This window comes from Pseudomonas sp. 2995-1 (assembly GCF_002742505.1).
GTDB classification, from domain to species: Bacteria; Pseudomonadota; Gammaproteobacteria; order Pseudomonadales; family Pseudomonadaceae; genus Aquipseudomonas; species Aquipseudomonas sivasensis.
The window spans coordinates 545702-564446 of sequence record NZ_LJSA01000490.1 but is presented as its reverse complement, the minus strand read 5'-3'; the positions used below and the strand labels follow the sequence as shown (position 1 = coordinate 564446).

19 protein-coding genes, 3 tRNA genes and 1 riboswitch are annotated in these 18745 nt (G+C 60.8%); of the genes, 8 read left to right on the top strand and 14 right to left on the bottom strand.

The annotated features are described in order from the left end of the window. Nucleotide 1: 1 nt before the first annotated feature. The 5 genes from AOA61_RS27210 to uvrB all read right to left on the bottom strand — a co-directional run bounded on the left by AOA61_RS27210 (nucleotide 2) and on the right by uvrB (nucleotide 4203). Nucleotides 2-77: transfer RNA gene (locus AOA61_RS27210), tRNA-Ala, on the bottom strand. 50 nt (nucleotides 78-127) lie between these two features. Then, nucleotides 128-203 (bottom strand) — tRNA-Glu (locus tag AOA61_RS27205). Between the two features lie 78 nt (nucleotides 204-281). After that, nucleotides 282-357 (bottom strand) — tRNA-Ala (locus AOA61_RS27200). A 147-nt stretch (nucleotides 358-504) separates the two neighbouring features. Beyond that, a complete protein-coding gene (gene gltX / locus AOA61_RS27195; protein WP_032885844.1) occupies nucleotides 505-1986 on the bottom strand; it encodes a glutamate--tRNA ligase in 1482 nt (493 codons plus the stop codon). 201 nt (nucleotides 1987-2187) lie between these two features. After that, on the bottom strand, nucleotides 2188-4203 hold the full coding sequence (gene uvrB, locus AOA61_RS27190; RefSeq protein ID WP_032885845.1) for an excinuclease ABC subunit UvrB: 2016 nt from the start codon (nucleotides 4201-4203) through the stop codon (nucleotides 2188-2190). A 343-nt stretch (nucleotides 4204-4546) separates the two neighbouring features. Here uvrB and AOA61_RS27185 point away from each other — a divergent pair, with 343 nt between their 5' ends. Together AOA61_RS27185 and AOA61_RS27180 are read left to right on the top strand one after the other, a co-directional pair. Next, complete coding sequence (locus AOA61_RS27185; protein ID WP_032885846.1) at nucleotides 4547-5743, top strand: amino acid aminotransferase; 1197 nt, start codon at nucleotides 4547-4549, stop codon at nucleotides 5741-5743. 98 nt (nucleotides 5744-5841) lie between these two features. After that, nucleotides 5842-6051, top strand: a complete 210-nt coding sequence (locus AOA61_RS27180; protein ID WP_032885847.1) for a hypothetical protein — start codon at nucleotides 5842-5844, stop codon at nucleotides 6049-6051. Between the two features lie 44 nt (nucleotides 6052-6095). On the opposite strand, the gene AOA61_RS27175 is transcribed toward AOA61_RS27180, so the two are convergent. After that, a complete protein-coding gene (locus AOA61_RS27175) occupies nucleotides 6096-6968 on the bottom strand; it encodes a LysR family transcriptional regulator (RefSeq protein WP_099603128.1) in 873 nt (290 codons plus the stop codon). A gap of 105 nt (nucleotides 6969-7073) precedes the next feature. Between AOA61_RS27175 and AOA61_RS27170 the strand changes: the two genes are divergently transcribed. The 4 genes from AOA61_RS27170 (at nucleotide 7074) to AOA61_RS27155 (ending at nucleotide 11802) form a co-directional block, all read left to right on the top strand. Further along, on the top strand, nucleotides 7074-8456 hold the full coding sequence (locus tag AOA61_RS27170; protein WP_032885848.1) for an aldehyde dehydrogenase family protein: 1383 nt from the start codon (nucleotides 7074-7076) through the stop codon (nucleotides 8454-8456). Between the two features lie 252 nt (nucleotides 8457-8708). After that, a riboswitch (cobalamin riboswitch) is annotated at nucleotides 8709-8903 on the top strand. A gap of 114 nt (nucleotides 8904-9017) precedes the next feature. Continuing rightward, nucleotides 9018-10028, top strand: coding sequence for an ABC transporter substrate-binding protein (locus AOA61_RS27165; protein ID WP_032885849.1), 1011 nt, complete (start codon nucleotides 9018-9020; stop codon nucleotides 10026-10028). 8 nt (nucleotides 10029-10036) lie between these two features. Then, nucleotides 10037-11041 carry an iron ABC transporter permease gene (locus tag AOA61_RS27160; RefSeq protein WP_177326422.1) on the top strand — a complete coding sequence of 335 codons (1005 nt, stop codon included), beginning with the start codon at nucleotides 10037-10039 and terminating at the stop codon, nucleotides 11039-11041. Continuing rightward, nucleotides 11038-11802 carry an ABC transporter ATP-binding protein gene (locus AOA61_RS27155; RefSeq protein ID WP_099603116.1) on the top strand — a complete coding sequence of 255 codons (765 nt, stop codon included), beginning with the start codon at nucleotides 11038-11040 and terminating at the stop codon, nucleotides 11800-11802. The genes AOA61_RS27160 and AOA61_RS27155 overlap by 4 nt, the downstream gene beginning before the upstream one ends. A 137-nt stretch (nucleotides 11803-11939) precedes the next feature. Here AOA61_RS27155 and AOA61_RS31325 read toward each other — a convergent pair whose 3' ends face one another. The 4 genes from AOA61_RS31325 to AOA61_RS27140 form a co-directional block, all read right to left on the bottom strand. Beyond that, nucleotides 11940-12089, bottom strand: a complete 150-nt coding sequence (locus AOA61_RS31325) for a hypothetical protein (protein ID WP_158234826.1) — start codon at nucleotides 12087-12089, stop codon at nucleotides 11940-11942. Between the two features lie 727 nt (nucleotides 12090-12816). Further along, nucleotides 12817-13305: a GNAT family N-acetyltransferase gene (locus tag AOA61_RS27150; RefSeq protein WP_099603115.1), complete on the bottom strand. Its 489-nt coding sequence runs from the start codon at nucleotides 13303-13305 to the stop codon at nucleotides 12817-12819. Further along, entirely contained in the window at nucleotides 13302-13679 is a 378-nt protein-coding gene (locus AOA61_RS27145) for a GNAT family N-acetyltransferase (protein ID WP_099603127.1), read from the bottom strand. The genes AOA61_RS27150 and AOA61_RS27145 overlap by 4 nt, the downstream gene beginning before the upstream one ends. Nucleotides 13680-13888: 209 nt before the next feature. Further along, the gene (locus tag AOA61_RS27140; protein ID WP_032885855.1) at nucleotides 13889-14770 is read right to left on the bottom strand and encodes a LysR family transcriptional regulator; all 882 of its coding nucleotides are present in this window, start codon (nucleotides 14768-14770) and stop codon (nucleotides 13889-13891) included. A gap of 100 nt (nucleotides 14771-14870) precedes the next feature. Here AOA61_RS27140 and AOA61_RS27135 point away from each other — a divergent pair, with 100 nt between their 5' ends. Then, nucleotides 14871-15923 carry an alkene reductase gene (locus AOA61_RS27135; protein ID WP_099603114.1) on the top strand — a complete coding sequence of 351 codons (1053 nt, stop codon included), beginning with the start codon at nucleotides 14871-14873 and terminating at the stop codon, nucleotides 15921-15923. An 88-nt stretch (nucleotides 15924-16011) separates the two neighbouring features. Here AOA61_RS27135 and AOA61_RS27130 read toward each other — a convergent pair whose 3' ends face one another. From AOA61_RS27130 to AOA61_RS27115, 4 genes are all read right to left on the bottom strand, one after another. Continuing rightward, complete coding sequence (locus tag AOA61_RS27130; RefSeq protein WP_099603113.1) at nucleotides 16012-16932, bottom strand: alpha/beta hydrolase fold domain-containing protein; 921 nt, start codon at nucleotides 16930-16932, stop codon at nucleotides 16012-16014. Further along, the gene (locus tag AOA61_RS27125) at nucleotides 16932-17372 is read right to left on the bottom strand and encodes a TspO/MBR family protein (protein ID WP_032885858.1); all 441 of its coding nucleotides are present in this window, start codon (nucleotides 17370-17372) and stop codon (nucleotides 16932-16934) included. Before AOA61_RS27125 ends, AOA61_RS27130 begins: the two co-directional genes overlap by 1 nt. Before the next feature lie 104 nt (nucleotides 17373-17476). After that, the gene (locus tag AOA61_RS27120; RefSeq protein WP_032885860.1) at nucleotides 17477-18040 is read right to left on the bottom strand and encodes a nucleotidyltransferase family protein; all 564 of its coding nucleotides are present in this window, start codon (nucleotides 18038-18040) and stop codon (nucleotides 17477-17479) included. A gap of 67 nt (nucleotides 18041-18107) precedes the next feature. Beyond that, nucleotides 18108-18341, bottom strand: coding sequence for a hypothetical protein (locus tag AOA61_RS27115; protein WP_032885861.1), 234 nt, complete (start codon nucleotides 18339-18341; stop codon nucleotides 18108-18110). 223 nt (nucleotides 18342-18564) lie between these two features. On the opposite strand from AOA61_RS27115, the gene AOA61_RS32435 reads away from it, so the two are divergent. Next, nucleotides 18565-18690 (top strand): hypothetical protein, encoded by a 126-nt coding sequence (locus AOA61_RS32435; protein WP_256583499.1) that lies wholly within the window; start codon nucleotides 18565-18567, stop codon nucleotides 18688-18690. The last annotated feature ends 55 nt before the right edge of the window (nucleotides 18691-18745 follow it).

Sequence of the window (18745 nt, the reverse complement as noted above, 5' to 3'; positions counted from 1 at the left end):
TTGGTGGAGCTAAACGGGATCGAACCGTTGACCTCTTGCATGCCATGCAAGCGCTCTCCCAGCTGAGCTATAGCCCCAGATTTTTCGCCTCGCGGCGCAGCAGACCTTTCGAGCTGCTTGTTGAAAATGGCGTCCCCTAGGGGACTCGAACCCCTGTTACCGCCGTGAAAGGGCGGTGTCCTAGGCCACTAGACGAAGGGGACAAAACCTTCTGTACAACCGATCAGAGCTGAGACCTGATCTATTCAAGGACGGTGTGGCCAGACCTTGAACCTGTAAATTGGTGGAGCTAAACGGGATCGAACCGTTGACCTCTTGCATGCCATGCAAGCGCTCTCCCAGCTGAGCTATAGCCCCTCATCGGTGAGGACGGGGCGAATCTTAATGGCGGCTTGGAAGTGTGTCAAATTTATTTTCAACATTTTCCAAATTTTTTTGCCGGGATAACAATCACTTACCGACGAAACCCCGGAAAACCGGGGTTTCGTCACTGCAACGGCCTGCTTAGGCGATAGCGCCCAGCAGCTTTTCCCACTCTTTGTTTTCTTTCTTCGAGACACCACCAAGCAAATCAAGGGCTTGGCGCAGACGGAAACGGGTGAGGTCCGGACCGAGAATTTCCATCGCATCGAGCACCGACACCGAACTGGCCTGCCCGGTAATCGCAGCAAACATCAGCGGCATGGCATCACGCAACTTCAGTTCCAGGGATTCAACCACCGCCTGAATCGTCGCAGTGATCGCATCCTTCTCCCACTGACGCAGGCTCTCCAGCTTCCACAGGATCAACTGCATCAACTGACGAACCTGGTCGCCAGAGAGCTTCTTGGACTCGAACAGCTTGGCATCCGGGTTAACGCCCCCGGCAAAGAAGAAACTGGCCAATGGTGCAACCTGGCTGAACGTTTCCACCCTGCCCTGCACCAGCGGCGCGATCTTCATCATGTACTCGGGGTTCAACGCCCACTGCTGCACGCGGCTGGCAAACTCTTCCACCGGCAGATCGCGCAACCACTGGCCGTTGAGCCAGGACAGTTTCTCGACATCGAAAATCGGACCGCCCAGGGACACGCGTGACAGATCGAAGTTGTCGACCATTTCCTGCAACGAGAACTTCTCACGCTCGTCCGGCATCGACCAGCCCATACGGCCCAGGTAGTTGAGCATCGCTTCCGGCATGAAGCCCATGCGCTCGTAGAAGGTCACCGAAGTCGGGTTCTTGCGCTTGGACAGCTTGCTCTTGTCCGGGTTACGCAGCAGCGGCATGTAGCACAGCTGCGGCTGTTCCCAACCGAAGTATTCGTAAAGCAGGATCAGTTTCGGCGCCGACGGCAGCCACTCTTCGCCACGCAGTACGTGGGTGATGCCCATCAGGTGGTCGTCGACCACATTGGCCAGGAAGTACGTCGGCAGGCCGTCGGTCTTCATCAGCACTTGCATGTCCATGCGATCCCATGGGATCTCGACGTCACCGCGCAGCATATCCGGCACCACGCACACGCCTTCGCTCGGCACTTTCATGCGGATAACGTGCGGTTCGCCAGCAGCCAGGCGCCGAGCCACTTCTTCCTTGGACAGCAGCAGCGCGCGGCCATCGTAGCGCGGGGTTTCGCCACGGGCCTGTTGCTCGGCGCGCATCTGGTCCAGTTCTTCGGCGGTGCAGAAGCACGGGAACGCATGGCCCATGTCGACCAGTTGCTGTGTGTACTGCTTGTAAATGTCGCTGCGCTCGCTTTGGCGATACGGACCGTGCGGCCCGCCGACGTCCGGGCCTTCAGCCCAGGTAATGCCCAGCCAGCGCAGGGCATCGAAAATCTGCTGTTCAGACTCGCGAGTGGAGCGCAGTTGATCGGTGTCTTCGATCCGCAGGATGAATTCACCGCCGTGCTGCTTGGCAAAACAGTAGTTGAACAAGGCGATGTAGGCGGTGCCGACGTGGGGATCCCCAGTAGGCGATGGCGCAATGCGCGTGCGGACGGTGGTCATGGCGGGTCTCGAATGGGCGATAAAACTTAAAATTGAAACAAGGGGCGAATGGTAACAGCCTGGGTGATTTCTGGAAAACCGAGGCGTAGCCATCGAGGGCAAGTCGAATCGTCGCACCGCCCCTCCCACATTTGACGGTGTTCACAAGTCAAAGCGTGGGAGGAGGCTTGCACCCAATGAGGCCCGCTCAGCCACCGCAGATCAGACAGCCAGCAAGCGCTCGCGCAACTTGCCAATCTCATCCCGCGTCTGCGCCGCCGCCTCGAACTCCAGATCCCGCGCCAACTGGTACATCTTCTCTTCCAACTGGCGGATCCGCTTGGTGATCTCACTCGGCGAGCGCAGTTCGTTCTCGTACTTGGCGCTTTCCTCTGCGGCCTTGGCCATGCCCTTGCGCTTCTTGCTGCGCGAACCGGGCACGGTGGCGCCTTCCATGATGTCGGCGACGTCCTTGAACACGCCTTTGGGCGTGATGCCATTTTCCAGGTTGAACGCGATCTGCTTGTCGCGACGACGCTGAGTCTCGCCAATCGCCCGCTCCATAGAACCGGTGATGCGGTCCGCGTAGAGAATCGCCCTGCCATTAAGGTTTCGCGCCGCCCGCCCGATGGTCTGGATCAGCGAGCGTTCGGAGCGCAGAAAGCCCTCCTTGTCCGCATCGAGGATCGCCACCAGCGACACTTCCGGCATGTCCAAACCTTCGCGCAGCAGGTTGATGCCTACCAACACATCAAAGGTACCCAGGCGCAGATCACGGATGATCTCAACGCGCTCCACCGTGTCGATATCCGAGTGCAGATAGCGCACCCGCACGCCGTGGTCGGCCAGATAGTCGGTCAAGTCTTCGGACATGCGCTTGGTCAGCGTGGTGACCAGCACCCGCTCTTCCAGAGCGACACGCTTATTGATCTCGGACAGCAGGTCATCGACCTGGGTCAGCGCCGGGCGGATTTCAATTTCCGGGTCCACCAGGCCGGTCGGACGCACCAACTGCTCAATCACACGGCCGGCATGTTCAGCCTCGTAGTTACCCGGTGTGGCCGACACAAAAATAGTCTGCGGGCTAATAGCCTCCCACTCGTCGAAGCGCATCGGCCGGTTATCAAGTGCTGACGGCAGCCGGAAACCGTACTCCACCAACGTCTCTTTACGTGAGCGGTCGCCCTTATACATAGCGCCCACTTGCGGCACGCTGACATGGGATTCGTCGATCACCAGCAGCGCGTCATCGGGCAGGTAGTCATAGAGCGTCGGCGGCGGCGCGCCGGACTCGCGACCCGAGAGGTAGCGCGAGTAGTTTTCGATGCCGTTGCAGTAGCCCAGCTCCAGGATCATCTCCAAGTCAAACCGGGTGCGCTGCTCAAGACGCTGGGCTTCCACCAGCTTGTTATTGGCCCGCAGGTATTCCAGGCGCTCGGCCAACTCCACCTTGATGCCCTCGATGGCACCCATCAGGGTTTCACGCGGGGTCACGTAGTGACTTTTCGGATAGAAGGTGAAGCGCGGCAGCTTGCGGATGACCTCGCCGGTCAACGGGTCGAAGGCTGAGAGGCTCTCCACTTCATCGTCGAACAGCTCGATGCGGATCGCTTCCAGATCGGATTCGGCCGGGTAAATATCGATCACGTCGCCGCGCACGCGGAAGGTGGCGCGGGCAAAGTCCATGTCGTTGCGGGTGTACTGCAAACTCGTCAGGCGGCGCAACAACTCCCGCTGGTCGAGTTTGTCGCCACGGTCCACGTGCAGCACCATCTTTAAATACGCTTCCGGGCTGCCCAGGCCGTAGATACACGACACCGTGGTGACAATGATCGCGTCCTTGCGCTCCAGCAGCGCCTTGGTCGCCGACAGCCGCATCTGCTCGATATGGTCATTGATCGACGCATCCTTCTCGATAAAGGTGTCGGAAGACGGCACATAAGCTTCAGGCTGGTAGTAGTCGTAGTAGGAAACGAAGTATTCCACTGCGTTATTCGGGAAGAACGCCTTGAACTCGCCGTAGAGCTGCGCGGCCAGGGTCTTGTTTGGCGCCAGCACCAAGGTGGGCCGGTTGATCTGTGCGATCACGTTGGCAATGCTGAAAGTCTTGCCTGAACCGGTCACGCCGAGCAGCGTCTGGTGAGCCAGGCCGGCCTCGATGCCTTCGACCATCTGGCGAATGGCTTCTGGCTGATCGCCAGCGGGTTCAAAGCGGGTGACTAGTTGGAAATCCGACATAACGTACCTCTTGAAGTCACCCCGGACTGTAAACCCGTCGGGGAAGAAATAGACCACCACCCGCGAACTTTCAGAGCGAGCAGTAGGAAAAAACCATGATAGCCATAGAAGTGGTGGCGAATGTGACGGGTTTCAAGGCAATCGTCCTGCCTGCCATCTGGGATCGACGTTGCAATAAGACTAACGGTCAGCAAATAAACCGAAAAACTTGGCCGAAAAGCCGTTTCGGTTGTCGCCCTCAGCCGTGATGGCCTCTATACTAGCTCCCCGTTTGTGCACCGCTCTAGTGCATTCGGCTGGAGCGCGACACGTCCCTCCCTTCCCCCATAGAGCTGCCGCAAAAATGAGCCTGTTCTCCGCTGTCGAAATGGCACCACGCGATCCTATCCTGGGCCTCAACGAAGCATTCAACGCCGACACACGAACCACCAAGGTCAACCTTGGCGTAGGCGTTTACTGCAACGAGGAGGGGAAGATTCCACTCTTGCGTGCCGTTGCCGAAGCGGAAGCCATTCGCGTGGCGCAACACGCCGCCCGTGGCTACTTGCCGATCGACGGTATTGCCGCCTATGACAAGGCCGTTCAAACCCTGCTGTTCGGGAACGACTCGCCACTGCTCGAAGCTGGTCGTGTCGTGACCGTCCAGGCCGTTGGTGGCACTGGCGCCCTGAAGATCGGCGCTGATTTCCTCAAGCAACTGCTGCCAGACGCAGTCGTCGCCATCAGCGACCCGAGCTGGGAAAACCACCGTGCGCTGTTCGAAACCGCTGGTTTCCCGGTGCAGAACTACCGCTACTACGACGCCGCCACCCACGACGTGAACCGCGCCGGCCTGCTCGAAGACCTCAACGCCCTGCCGCCGCAGTCCATCGTGGTGCTGCACGCCTGCTGCCACAACCCGACCGGCGTCGACCTGAGCCCGGCCGACTGGCAAAACGTGCTGGACGTGGTCAAGGCCAAGAACCTGGTGCCGTTCCTCGACATGGCCTACCAGGGCTTTGGCGATGGCATCCACGAAGACGCAGCCGCTGTGCGCCTGTTCGCGGAATCGGGCCTGACCTTCTTTGTCTCCAGCTCGTTCTCCAAGTCGTTCTCCCTGTACGGCGAACGTGTGGGCGCGCTGTCCATCGTCGGCGACTCCAAGGAAGAAAGCGCGCGCATCCTGTCCCAGGTCAAGCGCGTGATCCGCACCAACTACTCCAACCCGCCAACCCACGGCGCAGCGATCGTTGCCGCCGTGTTGAACAGCCCTGAACTGCGCGCCCAGTGGGAAGCCGAACTGGCCGAGATGCGCCTGCGCATCCGTGGCATGCGTGAGCAGATGGTTGCCGAACTGGCCAAGGCTGCGCCGGGCCACGACTTCAGCTTCGTCGGTCGCCAGCGTGGGATGTTCTCCTACTCCGGTCTGACCGTTGAGCAAGTCACCCGCCTGCGCAGCGAGTTTGGTATCTACGCGCTGGATACCGGGCGTATCTGTGTGGCGGCGTTGAACCAGTCGAACATTGCTGCGGTCACACAGGCAATCGTTCAGGTGCTGTAAACCTGCTAGCGTTGCACAGAAGGGGAAGCCATGGTTTCCCCTTTTTTGTGTCCAGCCCCTAGACTGAACCCTGACCGCCCCTTTGCTGTGAGAGCTCTATGAGAAACGACGACTTGGACCTGCGCGCCGACCGCGACGAACTGCACGACTACACCCCACGCGCGCCGCAGGTGAAGCGGCAGAAGAGTTTGGTGTTGCAGGTGGCCCTCGGTGTATTCCTTGGTGGTTTGGCGTTGTGGCTGGTGCAGTTGGGTGCGACAGCAATCATGGCGAAACTCGCCATGGGCACCTTCCAGTTCGGCGGCTGAAAAAAAAACAGGTGGGACGGGACTTATCCCCTCCCACAGTGGATTCAGGCAGCTACAAGCCCGCGCTCTTCCAGCAACTTCACAAAGCTGTTCAAACTCTGCGAAACAGTCCCCCGCCGCCAGATCAACCAAGTGTTCAGCAAGCGAAAGCTGTCCATCAGCGGCCACACACTCACCGCAGCGAACCCGGGCATGCTTTCCAACATACTGCGCGGCATCAGCGCCAGCCCAGCACCGGCGCTGACGCAGGCGAGCATGCCGTGGTAGGACTCAATCTCGAAGATCTTGCCCGGCACCGCGCCATCCTGTGAGAACCAGCGTTCAAAGTGATGCCGGTACGAGCAGTTCGAGCGGAACGTATAGATGTTCTCGCCATTTACGTCCTGCCCCCGGCTGATCGGCGCATGGTGCAGTGGCGCGATCACCACCATCTCCTCCTCAAACACCGCCACGCCCTCCAGGGTCGAATGCAGCACCGGCCCGTCGACAAACGCGGCGCTCAGGCGCCCCGACAATACCCCTTCGATCATGGTGCCCGACGGCCCGGTGCTCAGGTCCAGTTCGACCTTGGTGTGCTTCTGGTTATACGCCGCCAGCAACGCCGGGATACGCACCGCCGCCGTGCTTTCCAGGGAGCCGAGGGCAAACGCCCCCTGAGGTTCTTCCCCCGCCACCGTCGCGCGGGCCTCTTGCACCAGATCGAGAATGCGCCGCGCGTAACCGAGGAAATTCCAACCTGCCGGCGACAGGCGCAGTCGGCTCTTCTCGCGGATAAACAGCTCCACGCCCAAATCCTGCTCCAGTTGCTTGATCCGCGTGGTCAAGTTTGACGGCACTCGATGAATCAACTGCGCGGCGGCGCTGATGCTGCCTTGTTCGGCGACGGCCTTGAAGATTTCCAGTTGCACGAGATCCAATTCATTCTCCATTCGTGAACGTATTGCTTAATATTATTCAGTTTCCAGAAAAGATCCAACCCCGTACGCTGACCTCCATTCCCAACGTACACGCAGGACGGTGCCATGAACGCGAACACCCACGCCTTATCGATCAATCCCGCCAACGGCCAAACCGTCGGCAACTATCCCTACGAAACAACAGCGCAGTTGGATGCCGCCCTCGACCGCGCCACCAGCGCCTTCCGCACCTGGCGCCGCCAGCCGGTGAGCCAGCGCGCCGAGCTGCTGTTAGCCCTGGCCGCCGCCTTGCGCGAGCAAGCCGAAGCCATGGCGCAGATGATCACTCTGGAAATGGGCAAACCCATCGCCCAGGCACGTGCCGAAGTCGAAAAATGCGCGCAACTGAGTGAATGGTACGCAGCCCAAGGCCCGGCCATGCTCGCCCCGGAACCGACCCTGGTCGACAACGGCACCGCCCACATCGAATACCGCCCGCTGGGCCCGATTCTCGCCGTAATGCCGTGGAACTTCCCGGTATGGCAGGTACTGCGCGGCGCCGTGCCAACCATGCTCGCCGGCAACACTTACGTGCTCAAACACGCGCCGAATGTGATGGGCAGCGCCTACCTGATCCAACAAGCGTTCCGTAAAGCCGGCTTTGCTGAAGGCTTATTCGAAGTGATCAACGTCACCCCCGAGGGCGTGTCCAAAGCCATCGCGGACCCACGTATTGCCGCCGTGACCCTCACCGGCAGCGTGCGCGCCGGCATCGCTATCGGCTCCCAGGCCGGTGCCGCGTTGAAAAAATGCGTGCTGGAACTGGGCGGCTCCGACCCGTTCATCGTGCTCAACGACGCCGACCTCGACGCCGCCGTGCAAGCCGCGCTCATCGGCCGCTTCCAGAACAGTGGCCAAGTCTGCGCCGCCGCCAAGCGCCTGATCATCGAAGCCGGTGTTGTGGAAGCCTTCACGGCCAAGTTCGTCGACGCCAGCCGTGCCTTGGTGATGGGCGATCCCACATCAGCTGCCACCTACATTGGCCCAATGGCCCGCTTCGACCTGCGCGACGAGCTGCACGGTCAGGTCCAGGCCACCCTGGAGGAAGGCGCGACCCTGTTGCTCGGCGGCCATAAAGTCACAGGCGACGGCAACTACTACGAGCCGACCGTACTCGCCAACGTCACCGACCAGATGACCTCGTTCAAACAGGAACTGTTCGGCCCCGTGGCCTCGATCATCACCGCCCGCGACGCCGACCACGCGGTGGCCCTGGCCAATGACAGCGAATTTGGCCTCACCGCGAGCATCTTCACCACTGACGCAGCGAAAGCACGGGATATCGCCAATCAGCTGGAAACCGGCGGGATCTTCGTCAACGCCTTCAGCGTCTCCGACCCACGGGTGGCGTTTGGCGGCGTGAAGAAAAGTGGATTCGGTCGCGAGCTGTCGCACTTCGGCGTTCGCGAGTTCTGCAATGCGCAGACGGTGTGGCTGGATCGAAAATAACCCCGGCTGCGCAGCGGGCCTTTCATGGCAGGCGGCCGTGTTGTGGTGAGCGATCTGATCGCGCATTTAGGCGGGATCAAGCAAAAAACGGATTGCGAAGCTACTGACGAACACACATTGGCCGTCTCCTTTTTGCGAGGCGCGAACGTCCTAGCGACTTTTTAACGATAGGCGCCATGACTTGGCGCGACATCGAAGATCGCGCCACCGGCACGCGAACTGAAGCTCAGCCTCCCTCTGCGAGGCTGAATCAACTACCATAGCGCCGCCGGTTCCCCCATGGGACTAATAGGGAATTCGAAACGCCGCCCGCGGCGTCAATCGAAACTGCCCCCGCAACTGTAGGTGCCGAGCCTGCTCCTTAACGCCACTGGACCTCGTCCGGGAAGGCTGGAGCGTGGCGAAGACGCATCAGTCAGGAGACCTGCCGGCCCAGCACAATCACTAACCGGCGGGGTGTCCGGGAAGGACATCCTTGCCTGCCCGACCGGCAGCGTTCAAGGGCGTATTTCCGAGCCGTACTGCCCCTGCTTCACCTACGGTTCACACGGAGATCGCCCCATGCTGCCACGCGTTACTGCCCTGATCACCGGTCTGGGTTTCTGTGCCCTGGCTCAAGCGGCGCCCACTCACTACCCGCTGACGGTCCAAAACTGCGGCAGCGCCGTGACTTTCCCGCAAGCCCCCGCACGCAGCGTGACCATCGGCCAGGCCGCCACCGAAATGTTGTATGCCCTGGGCGTCGGCGACAAAGTGGTCGGCACCTCGCTGTGGTTCAACAGTGTGCTGCCCCAGTACCAGGCGCAGAACGACAAAATCGAACGCCTGGCCAACAACGAGCCAAGCTTTGAAGCCGTGATCGCCAAACGCCCGCAACTGGTGGCTGCCGAGCTGGAATGGGTGGTCGGCCCGCAAGGCGTGGTGGGCACCCGTGAGCAATTCCACGAGTTGAAGATCCCCACCTACCTGCTGCCTTCCGACTGCGAAGGCAAGGACAATCTGGTGGGCGCCGACGGCACGCGGCTGGAGCCGTTCCGCATCGAGACGCTCTACAAGAGCATCAGCCAACTCGCCGAGATTTTCGACGTGCAGGCGCGCGGCCAACAGCTGAACGACGACCTCAAGGCGCGCCTGGCCAAGTCCGTTGCCACCGCGCAGAGTAAAGGCCTCAAGCAAGCCAGCGCGCTGGTGTGGTTCTCCAGTTCCGAGATAGCCAGCGACCCGTACGTGGCGGGCCACAAGGGCATCCCCGAATTCATGCTCGAAACCCTCGGCCTGCACAACGTGGTGCAGTCCGATGAAGAGTGGCCCGCTGTTGGCTGGGAAACCATCGCCAAGGCCAATCCGACGTTCCTGGTGATCGCCCGCATGGACCGTCGCCGCTACCCTGCCGACGACCATGAAAAGAAACTCGCCTTCCTGCGCAGCGACCCGGTCACGCGCAACATGGACGCCGTCAAACACAACCGCATCATCATCCTCGACGCCTTGGCGCTGCAGGCCAGCCTCCGCACGTTCGATGGCCTTGAACAGCTGGCCGGCGCCATCGACGGCTACGACCTGCGCAAATGAGTAAAAGCGTGATCCGCACCCTGCTCGCCCTGACCCTGCTTTCAGCCGCCCTACTCGCGGGCGTGGCCATCGGCGAAACATCCATCGAGCCGCAGGTGGTGCTTCAAGTGCTCGCCAATAAGCTGTGGAACGCCGGCTATCTGCTCGATCCAATCGACGAAGGCGTGGTGTGGAACTACCGCCTGACGCGCGCCCTGGTCGCTGCCGCGTGCGGTGCGGGGCTGGCCACCTGTGGGGTGATCTTGCAGTCGTTGCTGCGCAACCCGCTGGCCGATCCCTATCTGCTGGGTATCAGCGCCGGCGCCTCCACCGGCGCGGTGTTGGTGGCGCTGATGGGCGTGGGCGGCGGGTTGATTTCACTGTCGGCCGGCGCGTTTGTCGGGGCCATGGCGGCGTTTGCCCTGGTGATCTTGCTCGCGCGGGCCAGCGGCTCTATGAGCGGTACCGGCCAGATCATCCTCGCGGGCATTGCCGGTTCGCAGATGTTCAATGCCCTGACCGCGTTTCTCATTACCAAGTCGGCCAGTTCCGAGCAGGCCCGCGGCATCATGTTCTGGCTGCTGGGCAACCTCAGCGGTGTGCGCTGGCCTTCGGTGTGGCTGGCGGTGCCGGTAGCGGTTGCCGGCTTGGCGGTGTGCTTGTGGCATCGGCGTGCGCTGGATGCGTTTACCTTCGGCAGTGACTCGGCGGCGTCCCTCGGCATTCCGGTGCGCCGCGTGCAATTTGTGCTGGTGGGCTGCGCGGCGTTGGTGACGGCGGTGATGGTGTCGATTGTCGGCTCCATCGGCTTTGTCGGCCTGGTGATCCCCCATGCGGTGCGCCTGTTGCTGGGCACCGGGCACTCGCGGTTGCTACCAGCCAGCGCCTTGGGCGGCGCGCTGTTTTTGATCGCGGCGGATGTGCTGTCGCGCACCTTGATCAAAGGCCAGGTGATTCCGGTGGGCGTGGTCACTGCACTGGTCGGCGCGCCGGTGTTCGCGTTGATCCTGATCGGGCGGAGGAATGCGCGATGAAGGTGCTCAGTTGTACGGGCCTGGGTTTCAAGGTGCGCGATGCCGAGTTGCTACGGGATATTCATCTTGAGGTGCAGTTGGGGGAAACCTTGGGGATTGTCGGCCCGAACGGCTCCGGTAAATCCACCTTGCTCAAACTGCTGGCGGGGTTGCGAACACCCGCCTCTGGTGAGGTACGGCTTGGGGGCACGCGTTTGGGCGACCTGTCCCGCCGCGCCATCGCGCAACAGCTGGCAGTGGTGGAGCAACAGGCCGACACCGACGACGCCATCCGCGTATTCGACGCCGTGGCGTTGGGGCGCACGCCATGGTTGTCGGCGCTGAGCCCGTGGTCACGCGAGGACGACGCCATCGTGTGCCAGGCCCTGCACGATGTGGACGCCACCCACCTGAGCCAACGCGCCTGGCGCAGCCTCTCCGGCGGCGAACGCCAACGTGTGCACATCGCCCGCGCCTTGGCGCAACGGCCACAGATTCTGCTGTTGGATGAGCCGACCAATCACCTGGATATTCAACATCAACTGGCAATCTTGAAGGGTGTGCAAGGGTTACCGGTGACGACGCTGATCGCGCTGCATGACCTTAATCAGGCCCTGACCTGTGATCGATTGGCGGTGCTCGATCACGGGCAATTGGTGGCGCTGGGCACACCGCTGGACGTGCTGACACCGCAGCGGTTGCAGGAGACGTTCGGTGTGCAGGGGCATTACCTGACGGACCCGTTTGATAGAGCGCAGATACTGCGGTTGCGTTCCAACTGAGGCGCTCGGTGAGCACCGCAGATGGACGCTCAGTGACCGATGAGCCTTTTGTGGTGAGCGGGCTTGCCCCGCGCTGGGCTGCGAAGCGGCCCCAATAAAGCCACCGCAATCTCTCAGAAAAACCGCAGTGCCTGGTTTTAGGGCCGCTGCGCAGCCCAGCGCGGGGCAAGCCCGCTCACCACAGAAAGCACTTTCAACACAGGAAGTACTTTCACTACAAAAAGCACTTTCAGCACATAAAACACTTCCTCCACAGCAAGTACTTTCACCACAGACAGCACTTCCACGCGGCTGGACGTTATGTGACCGATGAGCCTTTTGTGGTGAGCGGGCTTGCCCCGCGCTGGGCTGCGAAGCGGCCCCGATAAGGCCACCGCAATTTCGCAGAAAAACCGCAGTGCCTGGTTTTAGGGCTGCTGCGCAGCCCCGCGCGGGGCAAGCCCGCTCACTACAGAAAGCACTTTCACCACAGGAAGTACTTTCACCACAGACTGCACTTCCACGCGGATGGGCGTTATGTGACCGATGGGCCTTTTGTGGTGAGCGGGCTTGCCCCGCGCTGGGCTGCGCAGCGGCCCCGATAAGGCCACCGCAATTCCTCAGAAAAACCGCAGTGCCTGGTTTTAGGTCCGCTGCGCAGCCCAGCGCGGGGCAAGCCCGCTCACTACAGAAAGCACTTTCAGCACAGGAAGTACTTTCACTACAGCAAGTACTTTCACCACAGACAGCACTTCCACGCGGCCGGGCGTTATGTGACCGATGAGCCTTTTGTGGTGAGCGGGCTTGCCCCGCGCTGGGCTGCGAAGCGGCCCCAATAAAGCCACCGCAATTCCTCAGAAAAACCGCAGTGCCTGGTTTGGGGGCTGCTGCGCAGCCCAGCGCGGGGCAAGCCCGCTCACTACAGAAAGCACTTTCACCAAAGGACATACGTTCAGCACAGGACGTACTTTCACCACAGGAAATACTTCCACCACAAGAAGCCCTCTGACCACAACGAGCGCGCTCACCGCAAACCTATAAACTCCGCTGCATATGCGTCGTCTGCCAAACCGGGTCGGCCTCGACATCCACAATCTCAAACCCCTGCCGCCCCCAAAAATCAATCGCCCCAGGCAGGAATGGGTGGGTATGCAGATACACCACGTCCACGCCATCCGCCCGCGCCCTGCCCTCCAACGCGCGGTATAACTCCCCCGCCAGACCGAAGCGGCGAAAGGCCGGAAGGACGAACAGGCGCACCACTTCCACAGTCTTGCGGCCTTGGTAATTCAATTGGGGGAAACGATCGTCGTAGGGCAAATAACCGATGGCGGCGATGATCTGGTGGTCCTGGCGAGCGATCAGGAAGTGCCCATCGCCGTGAAGGTAAGTGGCCTCGAATTGCGCCAGGTCGGCGGGCATGCTGGTATCGCTGAGCTTGGGGAACAGCTCGGCACGGGCTGCCAGGACGAAGGCCAGAACCTCTGGAATGTCGGCAACCGTGACCGTCTGGATATTGATCATTCACTCACTCGCTCGTACCGCAAATACCCGTTGGCTGCTGTTCCCACACACACGAACCCAGCCGCCTCATACATTAACCGGGCCGGGTTGTCCGCCCGCACGCACAAGCTCAACCGCGCATAACCAGCCTGCCCCGCCGCCGCCCGGTAGGCCTCCAGCAATGCACGCCCAATACCCTTGCGCCGATACGCCTCGCCGACGTTGATCGTGCACAACTCGGCAAGACCGTCCCCGGGCATCCACATCGAATAACCGGCGAACTGTCCGTCGAGCATGGCCACCGTCAATCGCTCAACGTTGTTGACCCAACGTGTGAGGTGCCGTTCCAACTGCTCTTGCCAGACCACTTCGTGTGCAGGCTCCCAACGCTGGATATATCCCCGCTCGCCCCGGTAAACCGCGGGCAGGTCGGTGATCCTGGCCAGCCGTAGCGTCAGCTCGCTCACTCAAGCAACTTGCAGAATGAAGTGCCCTTCAGGGCTGCAGGCGGACAGGCAGGATGGGGCTGAGCGCTTGAGGCCGGGTTGAAGAATCTCATGTACATCCCTTCGTTTGAGTGGGAGGCGAAAGGTTACCCGGCCAGTCATGCATCCTCCAGCTTGTCGCGCAAAAACTCGATAAACCGCTGGGTCTTCGCGGGCAGCAGCCGCGTTTCGGTCAGGGCATAAACTGAAACCGACGAGCCATGCCAGTCGGGCAGTACTCTGCACAGTGTCCCGCTGACCACATCCTGCTCGGCAATGCCTTCGGGCAGCAGCGCAATCCCCAGGTTCAACGCGGCCAGGCGTCTGAGCATGCCCACGCTGTTGAGCTCAAACCGCCCGCTCACGTCGACGTCCACCTTCTCCGACCCCGACTCCAAGACCCATCGATGCGCCCTTGACCCGCGCATGCGCAAACATTCGTGATGCGCCAGATCTGCTGGCTGAGCTGGCAGTCCGGCGCGTTCCAGGTACTGGGGCGAGGCGTAAAACGCTCGCCGCATATTCGCGAGTTTGCGCGCGATCAGGTGGGAATTGGCGGGCTCGCCCATGCGAATGACCACGTCCACTGGATCGCTGATCAAGTCGACCTGGCGCGGCGTTAAGTCGAGTTCGAACGTGATGTCCGGATACAACCGGGAAAACTCGGCAATCAACGGCGCCAGGTAGACCATCGCGAAATCCACCGGCAACGAAGCGCGCAGCAGGCCGTTGGGTTGGGCGAGCATTTCGCCGAGTTGTTCATGGGCCAGGCGGGCCTCGTCGACGATGCGCTTGCACCGCTCAAAGTACAACTGACCCGCTTCAGTGGGCTCGATCTTGCGCGTAGTGCGGTGCAACAGCCGCAGGCCGATACCTTTTTCCAATTCGCTGATGCGCCGGGACAGCGTCGAGTTCGGCATGCCCAGGCTTTCGGCCGCGCGACTGAAACTGCGTGCCTTCACCACCTCGACAAACAGCGCCATATCGTTGAGAAATTCCACAGCATTATCCCATCAGTGGATTAGTCATTTCGTATTTCAGGCATTTATCCCGAAATCGGATTGATCAATCATAACCCCATCACTGATGAGGAACACCGCCATGAATGCTCTTTTCTCTCCCCTTTCCCTTGGTCGCTACACCCTCGCCAACCGCCTGATCATGGCGCCGATGACACGCTCGCGCGCCAACGACGCCGGTGTGCCTTCCGACCTTGTGACCACCTACTACGCCCAACGTGCCACCGCCGGTTTGATCATCTCGGAAGGCGTATTTCCCGACGCGTCGGGCAAAGGCTACGTCAGCACTCCAGGTATCGAAACCGCCGAACACGTGGCCGCCTGGAAATCTGTCACCCAAGCCGTGCACGCCCAGGGCGGGCACATCTTCATGCAGCTGATGCATTGCGGGCGGGTCTCTCACCCTTCACTGCTGCCCGACGGCGCGCTGCCGCTGGCCCCTTCTGCGATCAAACCGGCGGGCCAGACCTGGACCGCGAACGGCCTGCAGGATTTCGTCACGCCCCATGCTTTGAGCGTCACGCAGATCGGTGGCGTGGTCGACAGCTACCGTCATGCCGCACGCCGGGCAATCGAGGCAGGCTTTGACGGGGTGGAGTTGCACGCCGCCTCCGGTTACCTGCCCGAGCAATTCCTCTCCAGCAGCAGCAACCAACGCGAAGATCAGTACGGTGGCTCGGTGGAAAACCGTAGCCGCTTCGTACTGGAAGTGCTCGCCGCAATGGTCGATGAAGTAGGCAGTGATCGCGTGGGCATCAAAATTTCCCCGGAGATGAACTTCAACGACATCAGCGATGCCAACCCGCAGGAAACCTTCACCTACCTGGTCAAGCAACTGCGCGAGCTGAAACTGGCCTACTTGCATGTGGCACTGTTCGGGGCGAGCTTCGACTATCACGCTGCGTTGCGAGAATTGTTCGAGGGCCGCTACCTGATCGGAGGCGGCCTTACACGGGACAGCGCCGACACCTTGATCGCCGAGGGCAAAGCCGATGCGGCGGTGTTCGGCGGCGCGTTCCTGGCCAATCCGGACCTGCCCGCGCGCTTTCTCAGTGGTGCCGCTTTGAATGTGCCCGACAAAGACACCTTCTACACGCCAGGTGCCGAGGGTTACATCGACTACCCAGCACTCTGAAGCGTAGAACCTTCAGTCACTTGTCTGATACGGGACGGTTGGTGAATAGGATCCAGTTGTGGTGAGCAGGGCTGCCCGACCAAAACACCTATTCACCACTGATCCTCGTCGAGATCCACCGTCGGCTACACGCCAACACCGCCTCGCCCATCGCCACCGGAAAATGGATAAATCCATGGGCCGACTCCGGCAGCAGATGGGCCTCTGCCTGTGGCCACCGTTCTGCGATTAACAGTGTGTCGTCTTTGAGCGGGTCCAACTCACCCACAAACATCAACGCCGGTGGCAGGCCGTCGAAGTCGCCATACAGCGGCGACAACGGCACCTGTCTGCGCTCGTCATCGCTGATATCAGGCGTCAGCATGCGCAGCGCATCGACCATTCCTGGTCCGTCCAGCAACAAGGTCTCCGGCCCGGCGTTGCGCACACTCGGCGTACCGGTCAAATCGTAAACACCGTAATACAGCACCGCGCCGCTCACACGCTGGAGCAACTCCGGCCATTGCTTGAGCGCCAACAACGTCGCCGCCGCAAGGTGCCCGCCGGCCGATTCGCCGACGACGAAGACCGGCAGCTGTTTGAACTCATCCTCACAGAGCAACCAGCGCGCCGCCGCCAGGCAATCCTCCATCAGCCCTTCCACCGGCGTATCCACCGCCAGCCGGTAATCCACCGACACAACCGCCACGTCGCATGCGTTAACCATGCCGAGGTTAAGATCGTCGTCCATCTGCGCATTGCCAATCACCCAGCCGCCGCCGTGGATATCCAGCACCACGCCTTTAGGCTTGCCGACTGGCCGCAGGATGCGTACGGGGACGTTGTCGACGATCTTGCACTGCGCCGCTGGCGCCTTCTTGAGCGTTTGGCTGACGCGCAACAACCCCTGGATCAAACGCGGCGTCACGCGGTTACGGATCTTGAAGCGCGGCATCCAGGCGAGCTTTTGATTGAAGCGGCGCATCTGGGCCAAATCCGACTCGCTGGCCGGCCAAGGTTGGTGGGCCATCAACGGTTATTCCGCAGGATCGAGAAATTCAACGCCGCCGCTACGCACAGCCACGCCAAATACGGGAACAGGATCAAGCCGGTGATCAAGTCCAGACGCACCGCCATCACCACCATCGTCGCCACCGTTACCCACAGCACCGCAATAATCACCATCCCCGCAAAGATACGATGGGCGCCGAAGAACACCGGGGTCCACAACGTATTCAATGCGATCTGCGCAGCCCACAGCGCCAATACCATTTCGCTGCCTGGGATCAGTGTGAGGCGATAACCGGCCCAGGCCAGCAGCAGGTAGATAATCGTCCACGCGACCGGGAACAGCCAATTGGGCGGGGTGAAGCTGGGTTTGACGAGGGATTCATACCAGGCGCCAGGTTTGAAAAGGATGCCGGTGCTGGCCGCGGCGGCGCAGGCGAGCAGGAAGATGAAGAAGGTCATGGTCGGTCCTTGAGGTCGGTTGAAAGAAAACCACGCATAGCATCAGTGACTCAAACCGCCGCAGATAAATTCAATCAACCACACAAAAATGGACTGTACGGTGCTCAAACCGGCTCCACAATCCTCAGCCACGGCCACCGCACCTGATAACTCCTGGCTTTGCGCGCAAACAATTCCGGCTCCGGGTGCAGTGGGTTAATCCGAAGAATCCCCTGCTCCACATCCGCCAGCCCATAGGGCGCATACACCTCACCGGTGGCGATCTCCAACCCGATGCACGTTCCCGCCACCAGGTAACGGTCCACCCCCTGTTTAGCCGAGTGCAACTGCGGATATGGTCGGCCAAACCGCTGCCCATACCAGAGGTGAACCCGCGCCTGGTTCTTGACCTCAACATTCACGCCCAAATCCTGGAACAACTGCTCGGCCCTGCGAATCACAGCGTCCTCGGCCTCATAGGACAAGTCGGTGTCGAAGTAGAAAACGTCGTAGTCCTTTACGCCCTGCGCGGCAGGGAGATTGGACTGATGATTCCACACCGCCTGGAACAGGCATCCCGCCGTGAGCATGCATTGCTCCACCCCGAGGTCGGGCAGACGCGCGGTGATTTCGGCGTTGATGGGGTTGGCCATGGCCAGGTTGAGCAAGGTGTCGACGGTCAATGTCATGGGATCCCTGAGTTAATCAGCCCTTTGGTGGAAGACGACTGTACAACATCAGGGAGGGCGTTGAGGTTTACCCCTTCAACTCACTGGCCCGATGACTCGCCGCATCGTCATAAGCCACATACAGCGACTCAGCGATCTGGCTCTTGATGGCCTTGGAAGCCTCCAGACCCAACACAAACCCTTCCGCCTTACCGCCTGCGCGGTTGAGTTCTTCATGGGTGGACGCGCCGGTGATGGCGTCGAGCAGCTTGGTGGCATGCGGGCCGACGCCCTTGGGGAGGCTGATTTGGTCGATGGACATGAGGCGATACCTTGCGAGAGAGAGGTCGGTAGCGCGTGGAACCACTGCCGGGGGATGGCATGGTAGACCGATATGCCTTGCAAAGGGGTGTTTGCGAGTCATCCGGTTTAAAACTCAAGATGCCTTCATCATGGCATTTCATTGTCATGCAGCGCTCGGCACCGCATCACCGCGCGCCTGAGCAGGCATCGTGTGAGGACTCAAGGGCGAAGACGCACGGCAAATGCGCGACACGATACGTGTGGTGCGTTACACCCACGCCAACGACACACCGAACCCAGCGTTCACCCTTGAATATGACCGCTACCTGGCATTCCGGGCCGGGAAACGCGTGGCGTTCTCGGCTTAAGGTATTCTCCATGGCGTTAATGCCGACCTCGGCCGCCAATCGCTGCCCCTCAAGG